Source organism: Thioalkalivibrio sp. ALJ4, assembly GCF_000377225.1.
Lineage (GTDB): Bacteria > Pseudomonadota > Gammaproteobacteria > Ectothiorhodospirales > Ectothiorhodospiraceae > Thioalkalivibrio.
On record NZ_KB897921.1, the window covers coordinates 70,606 to 85,348 of the forward strand.

The 14,743-nt window shown below is 66.1% G+C and carries 9 protein-coding genes, 3 tRNA genes, 3 other RNA genes and 1 pseudogene; 6 read left to right on the forward strand and 10 right to left on the reverse strand.

The window, feature by feature from the left end:
• Positions 1-284: 284 nt before the first annotated feature.
• The 4 genes from C936_RS0113445 to C936_RS0113460 form a co-directional block, all read right to left on the reverse strand.
• Complete coding sequence (locus C936_RS0113445) at positions 285-2,561, reverse strand: YgiQ family radical SAM protein (RefSeq protein ID WP_018173980.1); 2,277 nt, start codon at positions 2,559-2,561, stop codon at positions 285-287.
• A gap of 121 nt (positions 2,562-2,682) precedes the next feature.
• Positions 2,683-3,081: a globin gene (locus C936_RS0113450; RefSeq protein WP_018173981.1), complete on the reverse strand. Its 399-nt coding sequence runs from the start codon at positions 3,079-3,081 to the stop codon at positions 2,683-2,685.
• 66 nt (positions 3,082-3,147) lie between these two features.
• Entirely contained in the window at positions 3,148-3,576 is a 429-nt protein-coding gene (locus C936_RS0113455) for a hypothetical protein (RefSeq protein ID WP_018173982.1), read from the reverse strand.
• Between the two features lie 100 nt (positions 3,577-3,676).
• Positions 3,677-5,233, reverse strand: a complete 1,557-nt coding sequence (locus tag C936_RS0113460; protein WP_018173983.1) for a glutamate synthase-related protein — start codon at positions 5,231-5,233, stop codon at positions 3,677-3,679.
• Between the two features lie 129 nt (positions 5,234-5,362).
• Here C936_RS0113460 and pdxH point away from each other — a divergent pair, with 129 nt between their 5' ends.
• The 4 genes from pdxH to C936_RS14835 all read left to right on the forward strand — a co-directional run bounded on the left by pdxH (position 5,363) and on the right by C936_RS14835 (position 6,727).
• Positions 5,363-6,007 (forward strand): pyridoxamine 5'-phosphate oxidase, encoded by a 645-nt coding sequence (gene pdxH / locus C936_RS0113465; protein ID WP_018173984.1) that lies wholly within the window; start codon positions 5,363-5,365, stop codon positions 6,005-6,007.
• A 78-nt stretch (positions 6,008-6,085) separates the two neighbouring features.
• Positions 6,086-6,175: transfer RNA gene (locus tag C936_RS0113470), tRNA-Ser, on the forward strand.
• 53 nt (positions 6,176-6,228) lie between these two features.
• Positions 6,229-6,359: non-coding RNA, RtT sRNA (locus tag C936_RS14830), on the forward strand.
• 237 nt (positions 6,360-6,596) lie between these two features.
• Positions 6,597-6,727: non-coding RNA, RtT sRNA (locus C936_RS14835), on the forward strand.
• Positions 6,728-6,910: 183 nt separating this feature from the next.
• On the opposite strand, the gene C936_RS0113475 is transcribed toward C936_RS14835, so the two are convergent.
• The 6 genes from C936_RS0113475 to glgC all read right to left on the reverse strand — a co-directional run bounded on the left by C936_RS0113475 (position 6,911) and on the right by glgC (position 11,994).
• Positions 6,911-6,985, reverse strand: a tRNA-Val gene (locus C936_RS0113475).
• 223 nt (positions 6,986-7,208) lie between these two features.
• Positions 7,209-7,350, reverse strand: a non-coding RNA gene (locus C936_RS14840) — RtT sRNA.
• 31 nt (positions 7,351-7,381) lie between these two features.
• Positions 7,382-7,471: transfer RNA gene (locus tag C936_RS0113480), tRNA-Ser, on the reverse strand.
• A 56-nt stretch (positions 7,472-7,527) separates the two neighbouring features.
• Entirely contained in the window at positions 7,528-8,997 is a 1,470-nt protein-coding gene (gene malQ, locus C936_RS0113485) for a 4-alpha-glucanotransferase (protein ID WP_018173985.1), read from the reverse strand.
• A complete protein-coding gene (locus C936_RS0113490; RefSeq protein ID WP_018648931.1) occupies positions 8,997-10,676 on the reverse strand; it encodes a glycoside hydrolase family 57 protein in 1,680 nt (559 codons plus the stop codon). The genes malQ and C936_RS0113490 overlap by 1 nt, the downstream gene beginning before the upstream one ends.
• Before the next feature lie 52 nt (positions 10,677-10,728).
• Positions 10,729-11,994, reverse strand: coding sequence for a glucose-1-phosphate adenylyltransferase (glgC, locus tag C936_RS0113495; RefSeq protein WP_018139590.1), 1,266 nt, complete (start codon positions 11,992-11,994; stop codon positions 10,729-10,731).
• Between the two features lie 68 nt (positions 11,995-12,062).
• On the opposite strand from glgC, the gene glgB reads away from it, so the two are divergent.
• Complete coding sequence (gene glgB, locus C936_RS0113500; RefSeq protein ID WP_018862958.1) at positions 12,063-14,273, forward strand: 1,4-alpha-glucan branching protein GlgB; 2,211 nt, start codon at positions 12,063-12,065, stop codon at positions 14,271-14,273.
• Between the two features lie 278 nt (positions 14,274-14,551).
• Positions 14,552-14,743 (forward strand): annotated as a pseudogene (locus C936_RS0113505) (IS110 family transposase); the annotation flags it as partial.

Sequence of the window (14,743 nt, forward strand, 5' to 3'; positions counted from 1 at the left end):
CAGAGGGCTGGCCTCCTACAAGACATTGCTTCTCCCGGCGCCCCAACAACCGTGCAGCGGCTATCCGGGATGCCAGGGAGGCAGAGCAACACGATGACTAGGACCGCGGGTCATGGCGGCAGGATGGCAAGGGTGGACACCCCCAACGGCCAGAATAAGCGCATTTCCCCGGCCCGGCCCTCACCCCCTGTAGGAGGCCAGCCCCCTGGCCGATCGGGTGTCGGACATGCCCCATCGGCCAGAGGGCTGGCCTCCTACGCAATTCAGGTAGCGGAGGTGGAGCTCTACGGACGCTGCGGTCGGCGCTTGCCCGGGCGGGATTTGGCCCGGGGCGGGCCCTTCTTCGGCCCGGGCCCGACCGGGCGGGCGGCGGTCTCCACGCCCTTGTGCTGGGTCTGGAAGGTCTGGCCGCGTTTCTGCAGGGCCTTGCCGCCGCGGGTCACACGGCCGCCGGTGGCCGCCCTCGCACCACCGGTGCCCTTGCCGGTGCCGGCGGGCTGCCAGGTGGGGATCAGGTGTTGCTTGCCATTGCCGATCAGGTCTGCGCGGCCCATGCGCTTGAGCGCATCGCGCAGTAGCGGCCAGTTGTTCGGATCGTGATAGCGCAGGAACGCCTTGTGCAGACGCCGCGCCCGTGCGCCGCGCGCGACCGGCACCCGGTCCCCCGCCTTGCGCTTGATGCCGCGCAACGGGTCCCGCCCGGAGTGCCACATCGCGGTCGCGAGCGCCATCGGGCTGGGCAGGAAGGCCTGCACCTGGTCGGCGCGGAAGTTGTGCCGCTTGAGCCACAGTGCGAGGTTCAGCATGTCCTCGTCCGACGTGCCCGGGTGCGCGGCGATGAAATACGGGATCAGGTACTGCTCCTTGCCCGCTTGTTTCGAGTACTTCTCGAACATCGCCTTGAAGCGGTCGTAGGCGCCCATGCCCGGCTTCATCATGCGAGAAAGCGGCCCGGATTCCGTATGTTCCGGGGCAATCTTCAGGTAGCCTCCCACGTGGTGGGTAACCAGTTCCTTCACGTACTCCGGTGATTCCACGGCCAGGTCGTAGCGCAGGCCCGAGGCAATCAGGATCTTCTTGATCCCGGGCAGCGCCCGTGCCTTGCGGTAGAGGTTCACCAGCGGCGTGTGGTCGGTATCGAGGTTCTTGCAGATCCCGGGATAGACACAGGACAGCCGGCGGCAGTTGCGCTCGATCTCCGGGTCCTTGCAGGCCAGACGGTACATGTTCGCGGTCGGCCCGCCGAGATCGGAGACCACGCCAGTAAAACCGTCGACCTTGTCGCGGATCTCCTCGATCTCCTTGAGCACGCTCTCCTCGGAGCGGCTCTGGATGATGCGGCCCTCGTGCTCGGTGATCGAGCAGAACGTACAGCCGCCAAAGCAGCCCCGCATGATGTTCACCGAGAAGCGGATCATCTCCCAGGCCGGGATACGCGCATCGCCATAGGAGGGATGCGGCGCACGCGCATACGGCAGGTCGAACACCGCATCCATCTCCGCGGTGGTCAGCGGGATCGGCGGCGGGTTCAGCCAGACCTCCTTGTCGCCATGGCGCTGGACGATCGCGCGGGCATTGCCCGGGTTGGTCTCCAGATGCAGCACGCGGGAGGCATGGGCGTACAGCACGGAATCGCCCTTGACCTGTTCAAAGGCCGGGATGCGGATGACCGTCTGGTCTCGCGGGGTCCCGCGCGGGATGTCGCGGTGGAAGCGAACGACCTGAGCGCCCCCCTCCTCGGCGGCACCTTTCGATTCCTGCTTCGTGTCGGCCTCGGCACAGGTCGACGGCGAGACCATCGCGTACGGGTCGGGGTTGGCATCCACCGGGCCCGGCGTATCCACTTCGCTGGAGTCCAGCTCCACATAGCCGCCCGGCACCGCATCGCGCAGGAACGCCGTACCCCGCAGGTCGGTGATCTCCCGCGGGTGCTCGCCGGCGGCCACGCGATGGGCCAGCTCGACCAGGGCGCGCTCGGCATTGCCGAACAGCAGGATGTCGGCACGCGCATCCAGCAGCACCGAGCGCCGCACCTTGTCCTGCCAGTAGTCGTAGTGGGCGATGCGGCGCAGGCTCGCCTCGATGCCGCCGGCGACCACCGGCACGTCCTTGTACGCCTCGCGGGCGCGCTGGGCGTAGACAATCACGGCACGGTCCGGCCGGTGGCCGTGTACATCCCCGGGGGTATAGGCGTCGTTGGAGCGGATCTTCCGGTCAGCCGTGTAGTGGTTGACCATCGAGTCCATGTTGCCGGCAGTGACGCCGAAGAACAGATTGGGGCGGCCCAGCGCGCGAAACGGCTCGGCGGAGGTCCAGTCCGGCTGCGCGATGATGCCGACGCGAAAGCCCTGTGCCTCCAGCAGCCGCCCGATGATCGCCATGCCGAAGCTCGGGTGGTCAACATAAGCGTCCCCCGTGACCAGCACGATGTCGCAGCTGTCCCAGCCGAGGTCGTCCATCTCCTCGCGGGTGGTCGGCAGAAACGGGGCCGTACCGAAGCGCTTGGCCCAGTAGGGCTTGTGCGCAAACAGCGAAGGCGGGAAATCAGGGACAGCGGACATGGGCTCGGGCTCCCGGCGCGGGGCCGGTGGATTCAAACCCGCGCATTACACGCCGGAAACGCCGCCAAATCAAACGGCCCCGGCGCTTGCGGGGCCGAAATCTCATCGCGTACGGCCAGCCTCAGTAAAGCTTTACAAACAGATCAATCGCCGGCTGCATCGCACCGCGCCAGCGCTCTTCCAGATCCGGCTCCCAGCGCGGATCGATCTCGGCAGCCGTGCGCACCATGCAGTCCAGCCAGATCGGGTACAGATCCGGCTCCACGGGTACACGCCCTTCGCGGGAATGGACCTGGCCCATGCGCTCCATGGTGGAAGCCACGAAGCTCTCGCCCTCGGCATAGCTGATTGCCGTCGAGACGGCCTGCCCGAGTGCACGTTTCTGCTGCGAGAGATCCGTCGAGCCAAACGCGGCCTTCACCCGTGGGTCGGCCTGGAGGAAGTGTTCGTAGAAACGCGTAACGAAGTCGCCCGCCCGGCGGCATCGCCCGTAGCTCTGGTGCACGTCGGAGAAATTCATGACTATCCCTGCGCCGTAAGAAGACGCAAGGATAGAGCCTCTCGGAGACCGAGCGATTGAGCCAGATCAAGCTTCCCTGGCAGCCGTCGCGTCCACCCAGTGCAACTGGGCAAACAGATCCACCGTCGGCGCCGTCGCCGCGCGCCAGCGCGAGGCCAGTTCGTCTTGCCACTCGGGGTCGGTATCCCGTGCGGCCTCGATCAGGGCCTCGACCCAACAATCGTTCAGCGCGGGCGCGACGGGCACACGGCCATGTGCGCCGTGCACCATGGCCATGGTGTGCACCGGAGCCCGACCATCGCTGCGACGCTCGGCAAAATCCAGCGCCGCCAGCACCGACTCGTTGAGGATATGCTCCTGGCGCGTGGGTTCGCTGTCGCCAAATACTTCGGGGATCCGCGGGTCCGCCGCCATCAACAACAGCCGGAAATGGCGCAGGAAGGCATCGGTTCGCATGCAGCGATCATGGCTCGCGCGAACATCGGGGAAGAACATACGGAACTCCGTTCCAAAACCCGCGATGCTACGCAGCCTGCCGATGCCCCGCGATAACGCATGCTAACGCGGCCCATCGTGCCAGCCGGGGTGCTCCCTGTCAGGACTTCGGATACACCCCCGCATACTGAATGCCGGCCAGTTCCGCCAGCTCGCGGTCGAACGTCGTCAGGTCGTTCGGGCCGAAGTCCTCCAGACGGTTGTGGCCGCAAGCCCGCGCCAGTACGCACATCAGCTCGCTCGAGGCCTGCAGGAAGCGGCCCAGCCGCTCCCCAGCCTCCTGGGGATCCAGCCGCGCACGCAGCTTCGGGTCCTGTGTCGCCACACCGGACGGGCAGCGATTCGTGTGGCAGATCCGCGCACCCACGCAGCCCACCGCCTGGATCGCGGCATTCGCCAGCGCAATACCGTCCGCCCCCAGCGCCAGGGCCTTCACGAAGTCCGCGGGCGTGCGCAGCCCGCCTGTCACCAGCAGCGTGACCCGGCCACTGGCGCCATTGGCGTCCAGGAATCGCCGCGCGCGGCCCAGGGCGGGGATCGTGGGCACACTGATGTGGTCGCGCAGCAGCGCAGGCGAGGCCCCGGTCCCGCCACCACGACCATCCAGGATCACGTAGTCCGCCCCCGCCTCCAGGGCAAAGGCCAGATCCGCCTCGATATGATTGGCCGACAGCTTGAAGCCGACGGGGATGCCCCCGGTCTTCTCCCGTACCTCATCGGCAAAACGGCGATAATCCGCAGGCGTCTCGAACCCGTCCAGGCTGGCTGGCGAGATGGCGTCCTGCCCCGCGTCGATCCCCCGCACCCGGGCGATCTCGTCACTCACCTTCGCCCCGGGCAGCACGCCACCCACACCGGTCTTGGCCGCCTGGCCGGCCTTGAAATGAAAGGCCTGCACCTTCTCCAAGACCTCGTCGGAATAGCCAAACCGCGCCGGCCCCAGCTCGAACAGATAGCGCGAGTTCTCCGCCTGTTCGGCATCCAGCATCCCGCCCTCGCCGGAACAGATTCCCGTCCCGGCCTGCTCGGCCCCGCGTGCCAGCGCAATCTTCGCCTCGCGCGAAAGCGCGCCAAAGCTCATGTCCGATACCAGCATCGGGATATCCAGCTGCAGCGGCCGCTTCGCCTCCGGTCCGATCACCAGCCCCGTCTCGACCGGAGCGCCATCCGGCAACGGCCGACTCGCCAACTGCGCCGCCAGCAACTGCAGGTCGTCCCAGATCGGGAGCCGGCTGCGCGGCACACCCATCGCCACTGTCGGCCCGTAGTGGCCCACCTCGTCCAGACCCGAACGGGCCATGCGATGGATCAGTTCGACATGCGGCTCGGTCTCCGTGTTACGCGGGTCCGGTGCACCGTCACTATCATCCTCGCTGGAACCCTTGCCCGCCTCCGGCTCCGTGCCGATATCGTCCTCGTCGAACTGCTGGTGCGTCCCATCGCAGTACGGCAGATCACCCGACTGCTTGCACTGGCAGAGAAACGCCTCGCCGTCTTCCTCGGGAGTAAAGGCGATGGGCTCCAGCCCCGTACCCTCGTGCGAGCCGTCGCAAAATGGCTGGTCCTTGGATCGCCCGCAGCGGCAGAAGTAGTACTCCTCCCCCTTCTTGAGCTCGACACCCTTGGGCTCCACTGCCGCGATCTTCGCTCCAGCCATCATCCGCTCCTTGCTGTATGGGGCACACAGGTCGTGTACTGTCCCTGTGACAACAAAGCCACCGCAAATTTCCCGTGCCGTTCGCGATAGCAGCCTTTATTATGGACACAAAGGCCTCCGGGAGACCCGATGAGCACCACCGACCACCGCCACACCCGCCGCGACTACACCCAGGGCGAGCTCCACCGCCGCGACCTGCTCGACAACCCCCTGACCCTGCTGGACCGCTGGCTGGTAGACGCGCGCGAAGCCGGAAACCCGGACCCCACCGCGATGATCCTCGCCACGGCCGACGCCGACGGCCAGCCCTCCGCGCGCACGGTTCTGCTCAAGCACGTGGAGGGCGAAGACCTCTGCTGGTACACCGACTCCCGCAGCCGCAAGGGTCAGGACCTCACCGAGAATCCGCGCGCCGCACTCCTGTTCTACTGGCCCGAGACCGAGCGCCAGATCCGCGTCGAAGGCAGCGTAACCGCCCTGCCCGGCGAGGCCGCGGACGAATACTTCGCCCAGCGGCCGCGCGCCAGCCAGCTGGCTGCAGCGGCCTCCATCCAGAGCCAGCCCATCGGCACGCGCGCCGAGCTCGAGGCCCGTGTCCAGGCGCTGGAAACGCAGTACCCCGAAGGCGCGATCCCCCGCGATCCCGCCTGGATCGGCTACCGCCTGCAGCCCGAGTTGTTCGAATTCTGGCAGGGGCGCGCCGGCCGCCTGCACGACCGCTTCCAGTACCACCGCGCGGACAACGGCTGGCACATCACTCGCCTGATGCCCTGACGCGCTACCGCTACAGCCTCCGAATCTGCTAGGATTCGCTCCGCCGTCGCGGCTCGACCCCGCACGGTGCAACAATTCGGAGAGGTGCCGGAGTGGTCGAACGGGGCGGTCTCGAAAACCGTTGTACTCTCGCGAGTACCGAGGGTTCGAATCCCTCCCTCTCCGCCAGATTCAAGCAAGGGGGCCCAAGTGGCCCCTTTCGCATGTCTGTCCCCTAAGGTGTCGAGATTCGAACCCGAGGGATAGAAAATGATGGTTCGACGGGTGACGCGAAGCGGCACCCGAACGTCGCCTCAGGCGACGGCCCGCAGGGCGAGGCACATCGTGCCGAGTAATCCCTCCCTCTCCGCCAGATTCAGCATGGGGGCCTGCGTGGCCCCTTTTGCATTTCTAGCCCCAGCGTTCCGGGATTCGAACCCGAGGAATCCGAAACGATGGTTCGACCGATGGCGCATCGCGACATCGGAACGCCGCAGCGCAGCGGAGGCGGCCCGTAGGGCGGCGACAACGTCGCCGTAATCCCTCCCTCTCCGCCAGATTCAAGCAAAGGGGCCCAAGTGGCCCCTTTCGCACGTCTGGCCCCCGACATATCGGGATTCGAACCCGAGGAATTAGAGGCTATGGTTCGACTGGCAGCGCGAAGCGATGCCAGAACGTCACCGCAGGTGACGACCCGAAGGGCGAGGCACATCGTGCCGAGTAATCCCTCCCTCTCCGCCAGATTCAAGCAAAGGGGCCCAGTGGCCCCTTTCGAATGTCTGGCCCCAGCCTTCTGGAATTCGAAACCGAAGCCTGTGGGAAGTATCTTGAGGGGGACTTGTGGGAGCGGGCTTGCCCGCGAAGCCCCTGCGCACAAAAAAGGCGACCCCGGAATCCGTGGGTCGCCTTTTTTGCGTCATTTTCTGGTGGGCGGTACTAGGTTCGAACTAGTGACCCCTGCCGTGTGAAGGCAGTGCTCTACCGCTGAGCTAACCGCCCAGAACGGCGGCAAGATTACGTCCAGCGGGGTTCCGCGTCAAGGGAGAACAGTTACCAAGAGAGTAAACCCGCCGCAGCACCGTAGGATGCGATGAACATAGCGAATCGCATCGGGGTTTCGCTCGGCGCAGGGGATGGTGCGTTTCGCGGTGCTCAACCGCACCCTACGAGTGTCGCACTCGATCCCGCGACGCGCTGGCGCGTGCGTGAATAACCAAGGAAATGGCGGAGGGGGTGGGATTACTCGGCACGATGTGCCTCGCCCTTCGGGCCGTCGCCTGCGGCGACGTTCCGGTGTCGCGATGCGCCACCGGTCGAACCATCTTGTCGATCTCGTGGGTTCAAATCCCCTGGGACCTGAGAGTACGTGCTCACAGACACGAAGAGCTAGAGAAATGGCGGAGGGGGTGGGATTTGAACCCACGAGGGACGTGAATCCCTGCCGGTTTTCAAGACCGGTGCATTCAACCGCTCTGCCACCCCTCCGGTGGTCGGCATTCTCCGGGATGTGGGGCGGGCTGGCAATGGCGGGCGGGAAGTCGCTACTGGCGGTCCGTTTCGCGCGCCAGGGCCTGCAGTTCGGCGGCGCGGTCCTCGGGCACCTGCTTCCAGGAGAAGCGCCAGCGCCAGTTGCCGTCATCCATGGTGCCGGGTCGGTTCATGCGGGCCCGGTTGTCCAGGCCGAGTGCGTCCTGCATCGGCAGGATGGCCAGCTGTGCTACGGAGCGGTAGGCGGCGCGGATCAACGGCCACGGGATCTCCTCGGCCCCGCCCTCGTTCAGGGTGTTGATCACGTGCTCCTGCATCTCGGGGGCGAGCGATTGAAACCAGCCCAGCGTGGTGTCGTTATCGTGCGTGCCGGTGTAGACGGCGCTGGCCTCGTTGTGGTTGTTCGGCAGGTACGGGTTGTCCTCGCCACCCTCGAAGGCGAACTGCAGGATACGCATACCCGGCAGGTCGAAGTGTTCGCGCAGCGCGGTGACTTCAGGCGTGATCACCCCGAGATCCTCGGCCAGCAGCGGCAGCGTGCCCAGCTCGTCTTCCAGGCGGCGAAAGAACGGCTCGCCCGGGCCCGGCACCCAGCGGCCATTGGTCGCGTCCGGTTCCTCGGCCGGGATCCCCCAGCTCGCCTCGAAGCCACGGAAATGGTCGATGCGGACGGCATCCAGGGTTTCCAATGCCCAGCGCATGCGATCGACCCACCAGCGGTAACCGGTGGCCTCCAGCCGGTCCCAGTGGTACTGGGGGTTGCCCCAGCGCTGCCCGGTCTCGGAGAAGTAGTCCGGAGGAACACCGGCGACGGTGACCGGATGGCCCGTCTCGTCCAGGGCGAACAGGTCGCGATGAGCCCAGACATCGGCCGAGTCGTGCGCCACGAAGATCGGCATATCGCCCAGGATGAGGATATCCAGATCCTTCGCCTGACGACGCAGGTCCTGCCACTGGTCAAAGAACACGAACTGGGCGAAGCGCACCCGCTCCAGCTCGTCGCGCGCCTCGTCCTCGATCCGCTCCATCGCGTCCGGGTCGCGGTCGCGCAGCACCGGGTCCCACTCCCACCAGGGCCGATCCTGCTCGCGTGCGCGGATCACCACGAAGCGGGCGTAGTCGTCCAGCCAGACCGGCCCCTGCTCCTGACAGAACCGCTGATAGGCCTCTCGCCAGACGGCCGGGGTGTCATTCAATCGGGCATGCGCCCGGGCCAGCATGGCCTCCCCGGTGCCGCTGTCCGCCGACAGCCCAACCCGCTCGGCCAGCAACCGGGGATCGATCAGGCGCGCATCACCCGCAAAGGCGGAGATGCACGCGTAGGGCGAGCCATCCTCATGCGGGGGGTGTAGCGGCAGGATCTGCCACAGCGTGAAGCCTGCCCGACGAGCCCAGTCGAGAAAGGCGTAGGCCTCGCCGCCGAGCGTCCCGACCGGCTCGCTGCCGGGCAGGGAGGTGGGATGAAGCAGTACGCCCGCCCGCCGGCGCTGCATCAGCGGGTTAGCATGGCCCTCGCCGACCATCAGTCGCCCTGCCCCTTGCGCATCGTGCCGCCCGCGGACGGATCACCCCCGCCGACCGAGAGCACCTCGCCCAGCGATTCGGGGACCGTGAGGTTGGCAAGCTGATAAAGCCGCGCCAGATGTCGACGATAAAGCTGCTCGAAGTCACTGACCGAACCGGCCGGGTTATACGCCCCGAACCACCAGCACCAGTCCGACCCTTCGCAGATGGCCAGTTGCTCGCGCAGTTCCGGTGTATCCAGCGAGGGATCCTCGGCCACGGCCTGGTCTACCGCCTTGCGGGCCGCGATCAGGCTGTCCCAGCCCCGGTTCTTGTCGGGGTCGCCGATCCAGGTGGAGAACGTCCCGTATACCCAACTGCCCGCGACCAGCCCAGGCAGCTCGCCGCGATCGCGATCCTTGCCGCTGCGCCGGCAGACGTCGGCAAAGGTGCAAAGATTCAGTGTGGCGTGCTGCGCCAGGCGCTCGTACAGCGCATTGAGGAAGTGATAACCGTTCTCGGGGTAGTACTCCCAGGCGTTCTCGCCATCCAGGATCACCGAGACCACCCCACCCTGGGGCGAAACGGCGGCGATGTTCTCCAGGTGGTGGATGAAGTCCCCCACCGCGTCGTCCGCATGCCAGTCGGCATAGCGAAACCCGATCGCATCGGACAGCCCGTCGTCACGGAAAAACAGTTCGATGTCACTGCCCTGCAGTTGATAGGGGCGGTGCAGCCAGCCTTCCTCTTCGGCGGAGCCGGTGTTGGACTCGGCCGTCTCGCCCGCCGCCGCCAGGCTGTTGGCGAGCACCGTCTGGCCGCTGGCCGTCCAGCACAGCTTGTATTCGTCCAGCAGGCGTATGGTCGCCTCGCTCAGGCTGCCCTCGGAGGGCCAGCACCCGCGCGGGCGGAAGCCAAAATGCTTCTCGAAGACCTCGATCCCCCGATCGATGTGCCAGCGCACCCGGGCCTCCCCATCCGGATAGGCGGGGGCCTTGGGCAGCTCCACCTCCGGCATCGCCTCGCGGGCAGAGGCCAGGTCAATCATCAGCGGCATGATCGGGTGGGCATACGGGGTAAACGACAACTCGACCCGACCACTCTCCGCCAATTCCCGATAGCGCGGCAGGATGCCCTTGACCTCGTCGCGGATCAGCGTCAGCAGACGCTGACGCATGCCAGGGTCGAAGTTCGTATCCGCCTTCAGCCAGCCGCGCACCTCGGGATAGGCCCAGCGAATGGTCTCGCCCAGCCAGGCCAGGTGGTAACAGGTAGCCAGATCCTGGAAAAAGCGGTCATCCAGATGCCCCAGCAGCAGCGGCTCCTCCATCGCCTTGCGCGCGATATCGGCGAGGCGCTGGAACAGCGGGAACGGCTCGATCATGCGCGGGGCATGCGCCCGCAGGCATACCCGCAGGATCTCCTCGCGCTGCGCAGAGTCCGTCGGCACCGCATCCATGTGCAACAGGTCGAGCACCGGGTCGCCAACAAGCTGGCGCTCGCGCACGCAGGCGTCCAGGCGCTCGCCATAGTCCGCCAGTTGCTCCAGCAGGATCGGCGCAAAATTGACCACCGCGCGCGCCTTCGGGCAGGCCTCCAGGTGGGCGGCCATGTCCGTGTAGTCCTTCAGCGCATGGAGGTACGTCCAGGGCAGCGCGTATTCACCCGCGCCGCTCTCGAAGTACTGTGGCTGGTGCATGTGCCAGCACAGCACCACATCGAGTTTGGGTGGGATCGGCACCAGTGCAGTACTAGCGCACATGATGCGTGGCCTGTCCGAGCATCTCGGGGGTTACCACCCGTACACCTTCGGGCGATATGTAGTAGTCGCGGGCATCCGCCTCGTCGTCCACACCAATCTGGGTCCCGTCGGGCACCCTGCAGCCCTTGTCGATCACCGCCTTCTGGATTACGCAGTCCTCGCCCACCTTCACGCTGGGCAGGATCACCGAGTCTTCCACCGTCGAACCGGCGTTCACCTGGACGTTGGAGAACAGCAGCGAGTGGCGGATCGTGCTGCCCGAGATGATGCAACCCCCCGACACCATGGAGTCGATCGCCATGCCGCGGCGATCGTCGTCGTCAAACACGAACTTCGCCGGCGGCAGCTGCTCCTGATACGTCCAGATCGGCCAGTCGGAGTCGTACAGATTCAGTTCGGGGGTCACCCCGATCAGTTCCAGGTTCGCCTGCCAGTAGGAGTCGATCGTGCCGACATCACGCCAGTAGCCCTGGCGCACGCCCTGCTCGTCGCGGAACGGGTAGGCCATCACCTGATAGCGATCGATGATGCCGGGGATGATGTCCTTGCCGAAATCGTGCGTGGAGAAGGTGTCATCCGCGTCCTTGATCAGCTGCTCGAACAGGAACTGCGTGTTGATCACGTAGATCCCCATCGAGGCCAGCGAGTGGGTGCTCTTGCCCGGGATGCTCGCCGGGTCGTCCGGCTTCTCCGCAAACGAGGTAATGCGGCTCGCGGCATCGACGCCCATCACCCCGAAGGCCTTGGCACGTTCACGCTCCACCTCCAGGCAGCCCACCGTCATGTCCGCCCCGCTCTCCACGTGGAAGGCGATCATCTGGCCGTAGTCCATCTTGTAGATGTGGTCCCCGGCCAGGATTAGCACGTAACTTGGCGCGTGCTGACGGATGATGTCGATGTTCTGGTACACCGCGTCCGCCGTACCCTGGTACCAGGACGTCTCGATGCGCTGCTGCGCCGGCAACAGCTCGATAAACTCGCCGAACTCCCCGCGCAGGAAGCTCCAGCCTCGCTGGATATGCTGGATCAGCGAATGCGCCTTGTACTGCGTCAGCACCGCCACCTGACGGATGCCCGAGTTGATACAGTTGGACAGTGGAAAGTCGATGATGCGGAACTTGCCGCCGAACGGTACGGCCGGCTTGGCCCGCCAGAGCGTCAGCTGCTTCAGCCGCGATCCGCGCCCCCCGGCGAGGATCAGAGCCAGGGTCTCGCGGGTCAGACGACTAACAAAACGTTGCGGTTGCGGATTCATGCACCCATCCTTGCCATTAAACCTCTCCGGGGCTGTGACCCCGATCAAACACCGAGCGTGATTCGAGTATGACAACAGCCTCCAGCAAATGCATCACACCCGTTGCCGAAACCCTCGCGCGTTTGCCGGAGGCGCGCCTCCATGATCCACACAGCGTCCTGGGCCTTCATGCGCTGGATCAAGAGACTGCCTGCTACCGTGGCTGGCTGCCGCACGCCAGCGAGGCCTCGATCACACTTTCGGGCGGATCCGACGAACCGCTCACACCCAGTACCAAAATCCCGGGGCTCTTCACCTGGCAGGGCAAGGGCAATGCCCTCCCCGCGCACCCCGAACTCCGCTGGAAGCCCGAGGGTGGCACGCAGACATTACAAACCGTTGACCCGTGGAGCTTCTCTCCGGACATCCCCGAGTTCGACCGCCACCTGTTCGCCGAAGGCCGGCACTGGCACGCCCACCGCATGCTCGGCGCGCACCCGGAGACCCGCGACGGGATCGACGGCGTGCGCTTCGCCGTCTGGGCCCCGAACGCCGAGCGCGCCTCCGTCGTCGGCGACTTCAACCGCTGGGATGGCCGTTGCCACCCGATGACCGTGCACCCGGGCAGCGGCATCTGGGAGCTGTTCATCCCGGGGCTGGATCGCGACACCCTGTACAAATTCGAGATCCGCAACCGCGACCACGGCACCATCCACGTCCGCACCGACCCCTACGCCCGCGCCTACCAGCTGCGCCCGGAGACGGCCGCGCGCATCCAGCCGCAGAGCGACTACACCTGGGGCGATGACGACTGGCTGCAGAACCGAGATCCCGAGGGCTGGAAGCACCGCCCGATGAGCATCTACGAAGTGCATCTCGGCTCCTGGCAGCGCAGCCCCGAGGGCCAGTGGCCCAACTACCGCGAGCTGGCGGAGCGCCTCGTGCCTTATGCCCGCGACATGGGCTTCACCCATCTCGAGTTGCTGCCGATCACCGAGCACCCGTTCGACGGCTCGTGGGGCTATCAGAGCACCGGCTTCTTCGCCCCCACCTCGCGCTTTGGCGACCCGGACGATTTCCGCTACTTCGTCGACCAGGCCCACCAGGCCGGGCTCGGCGTATTGCTCGACTGGGTGCCCGGCCACTTCCCGCGCGACGAATTCGCCCTCGCCCGCTTCGACGGCACCGCACTGTACGAACACGAAGATCCGCGCATCGGCGAACACCGCGGCTGGGGCACGCTGATCTTCAACTACTCTCGTCCTGAGGTGCGCAACTTCCTCCTCTCCAGCGCGCTGTGCTGGGTCGAGGACTTCCACCTCGACGGCCTGCGCGTGGACGCGGTCGCCTCCATGCTCTATCGCGACTACGACCGCGAGCCGCACGACTGGCTGCCCAACATCCACGGCGGCAACGAAAACCTGGAGGCGATCGACTTCCTGCGCCACCTGAACGAGACCGTGCAGACCGCGCACCCCGGCGTGGTGATGATCGCCGAGGAATCCACCGCCTGGCCGGGCGTCAGCCGCCCACCGTCCATGGGCGGACTCGGCTTCACCATGAAATGGAACATGGGCTGGATGCACGACACCCTGACCTACTTCGGCATGGACCCGATCTACCGCCACTACCACCACAACCAGCTCACCTTCGGCCAGATCTACGCCTACAGCGAGAACTTCGTCCTGCCCTTCTCCCACGACGAAGTCGTGCACGGCAAGCGCAGCCTGCGCGGCCGCATGCCCGGCAACGAATGGGAACAGCACGCCAACCTGCGCCTGCTCTATGCCTGGCAGTGGCTCTACCCCGGCAAGAAGCTCCTGTTCATGGGCCAGGAATTCGGCCAGGGCCCGGAGTGGTCCGAGGACCGCGAACTGGACTGGTACGTCCTGCAATACCCGCTGCACCAGGGCCTGCAGCAGCTCGTGCGCGACCTTAACCAGGTCTACCGCGACCACGCCGCCCTGCACGGCCGCGAATTCGAACCCGACGGCTTCTCCTGGCTGGACTGCGACGACGCCTCGCACTCCACCCTCAGCTTCCTGCGCCGCGACATCCACGGCCAGGAACGCATCGTCGTGCTCAACCTCACCCCCATCGAACGCGGTGCGCACCCGGTCCCCGCACCGCACCCCGGCCCCTGGCGCGTCGTCCTCAACACCGACGCCCAGGCCTACGGCGGCGACTCCCGCGGCCCCGCCCACGCCCACGCCGAACCCATCGAGCGCAACGGCCACCCCGCCACGCTCTACCTCCACCTGCCTCCCCTCACCGCCCTCCTCCTGGAGCCTGCCGGTTAACTACCGGACAAGCCCCAATCGGCCAGAGGGCTGGCCTCCTTGTGTGTCGTTGCAGATGGGTCGCTACCACCTGTGGCGCTGTACTCGGGGCAACCCGTTGGCCTCCTGAGGCTTTGAGCCTGATCCGTAGATCGGTACCCGAGTCCTTTTTCATCTCGAAGTTTGAACGGTATCCAAGCCCCCCGTCAGGGACGGGTGAGGCTGTACGGACAAGGCGAGAGGACGAGATGGCTCACATTGGCATTGATGTCAGCAAGAACAAGCTCGACTGCATGTGAGTGCGGGACTTGGGGGCGGGCAAGATCAAGCCCAAGGTGTTCCCGAACCGCCGGGACCAGTACCCGGAGCTGCTCCACTGGCTCGAGCGCAACACGGGGGAGTCGCCCCAGGCACTGCACGTGTATCTGGAGGCCACCAGTCCCTATCACGAACCCCTGGCGTACTGGCTGCATGAGCAAGGCGTTCGGGTC

What these genes read in the sequence shown, in the direction of transcription:
- C936_RS0113445 (WP_018173980.1), bottom strand. Translation starts at nt 2,561, where the DNA reads ATGTCCGCTGTCCCTGATTTCCCGCCTTCGCTGTTTGCGCACAAGCCC.
- C936_RS0113450 (WP_018173981.1), bottom strand. Translation starts at nt 3,081, where the DNA reads ATGAATTTCTCCGACGTGCACCAGAGCTACGGGCGATGCCGCCGGGCG.
- C936_RS0113455 (WP_018173982.1), bottom strand. Translation starts at nt 3,576, where the DNA reads ATGTTCTTCCCCGATGTTCGCGCGAGCCATGATCGCTGCATGCGAACC.
- C936_RS0113460 (WP_018173983.1), bottom strand. Translation starts at nt 5,233, where the DNA reads ATGGCTGGAGCGAAGATCGCGGCAGTGGAGCCCAAGGGTGTCGAGCTC.
- pdxH (WP_018173984.1), top strand. Translation starts at nt 5,363, where the DNA reads ATGAGCACCACCGACCACCGCCACACCCGCCGCGACTACACCCAGGGC.
- malQ (WP_018173985.1), bottom strand. Translation starts at nt 8,997, where the DNA reads ATGGTCGGCGAGGGCCATGCTAACCCGCTGATGCAGCGCCGGCGGGCG.
- C936_RS0113490 (WP_018648931.1), bottom strand. Translation starts at nt 10,676, where the DNA reads ATGCACCAGCCACAGTACTTCGAGAGCGGCGCGGGTGAATACGCGCTG.
- glgC (WP_018139590.1), bottom strand. Translation starts at nt 11,994, where the DNA reads ATGAATCCGCAACCGCAACGTTTTGTTAGTCGTCTGACCCGCGAGACC.
- glgB (WP_018862958.1), top strand. Translation starts at nt 12,063, where the DNA reads ATGACAACAGCCTCCAGCAAATGCATCACACCCGTTGCCGAAACCCTC.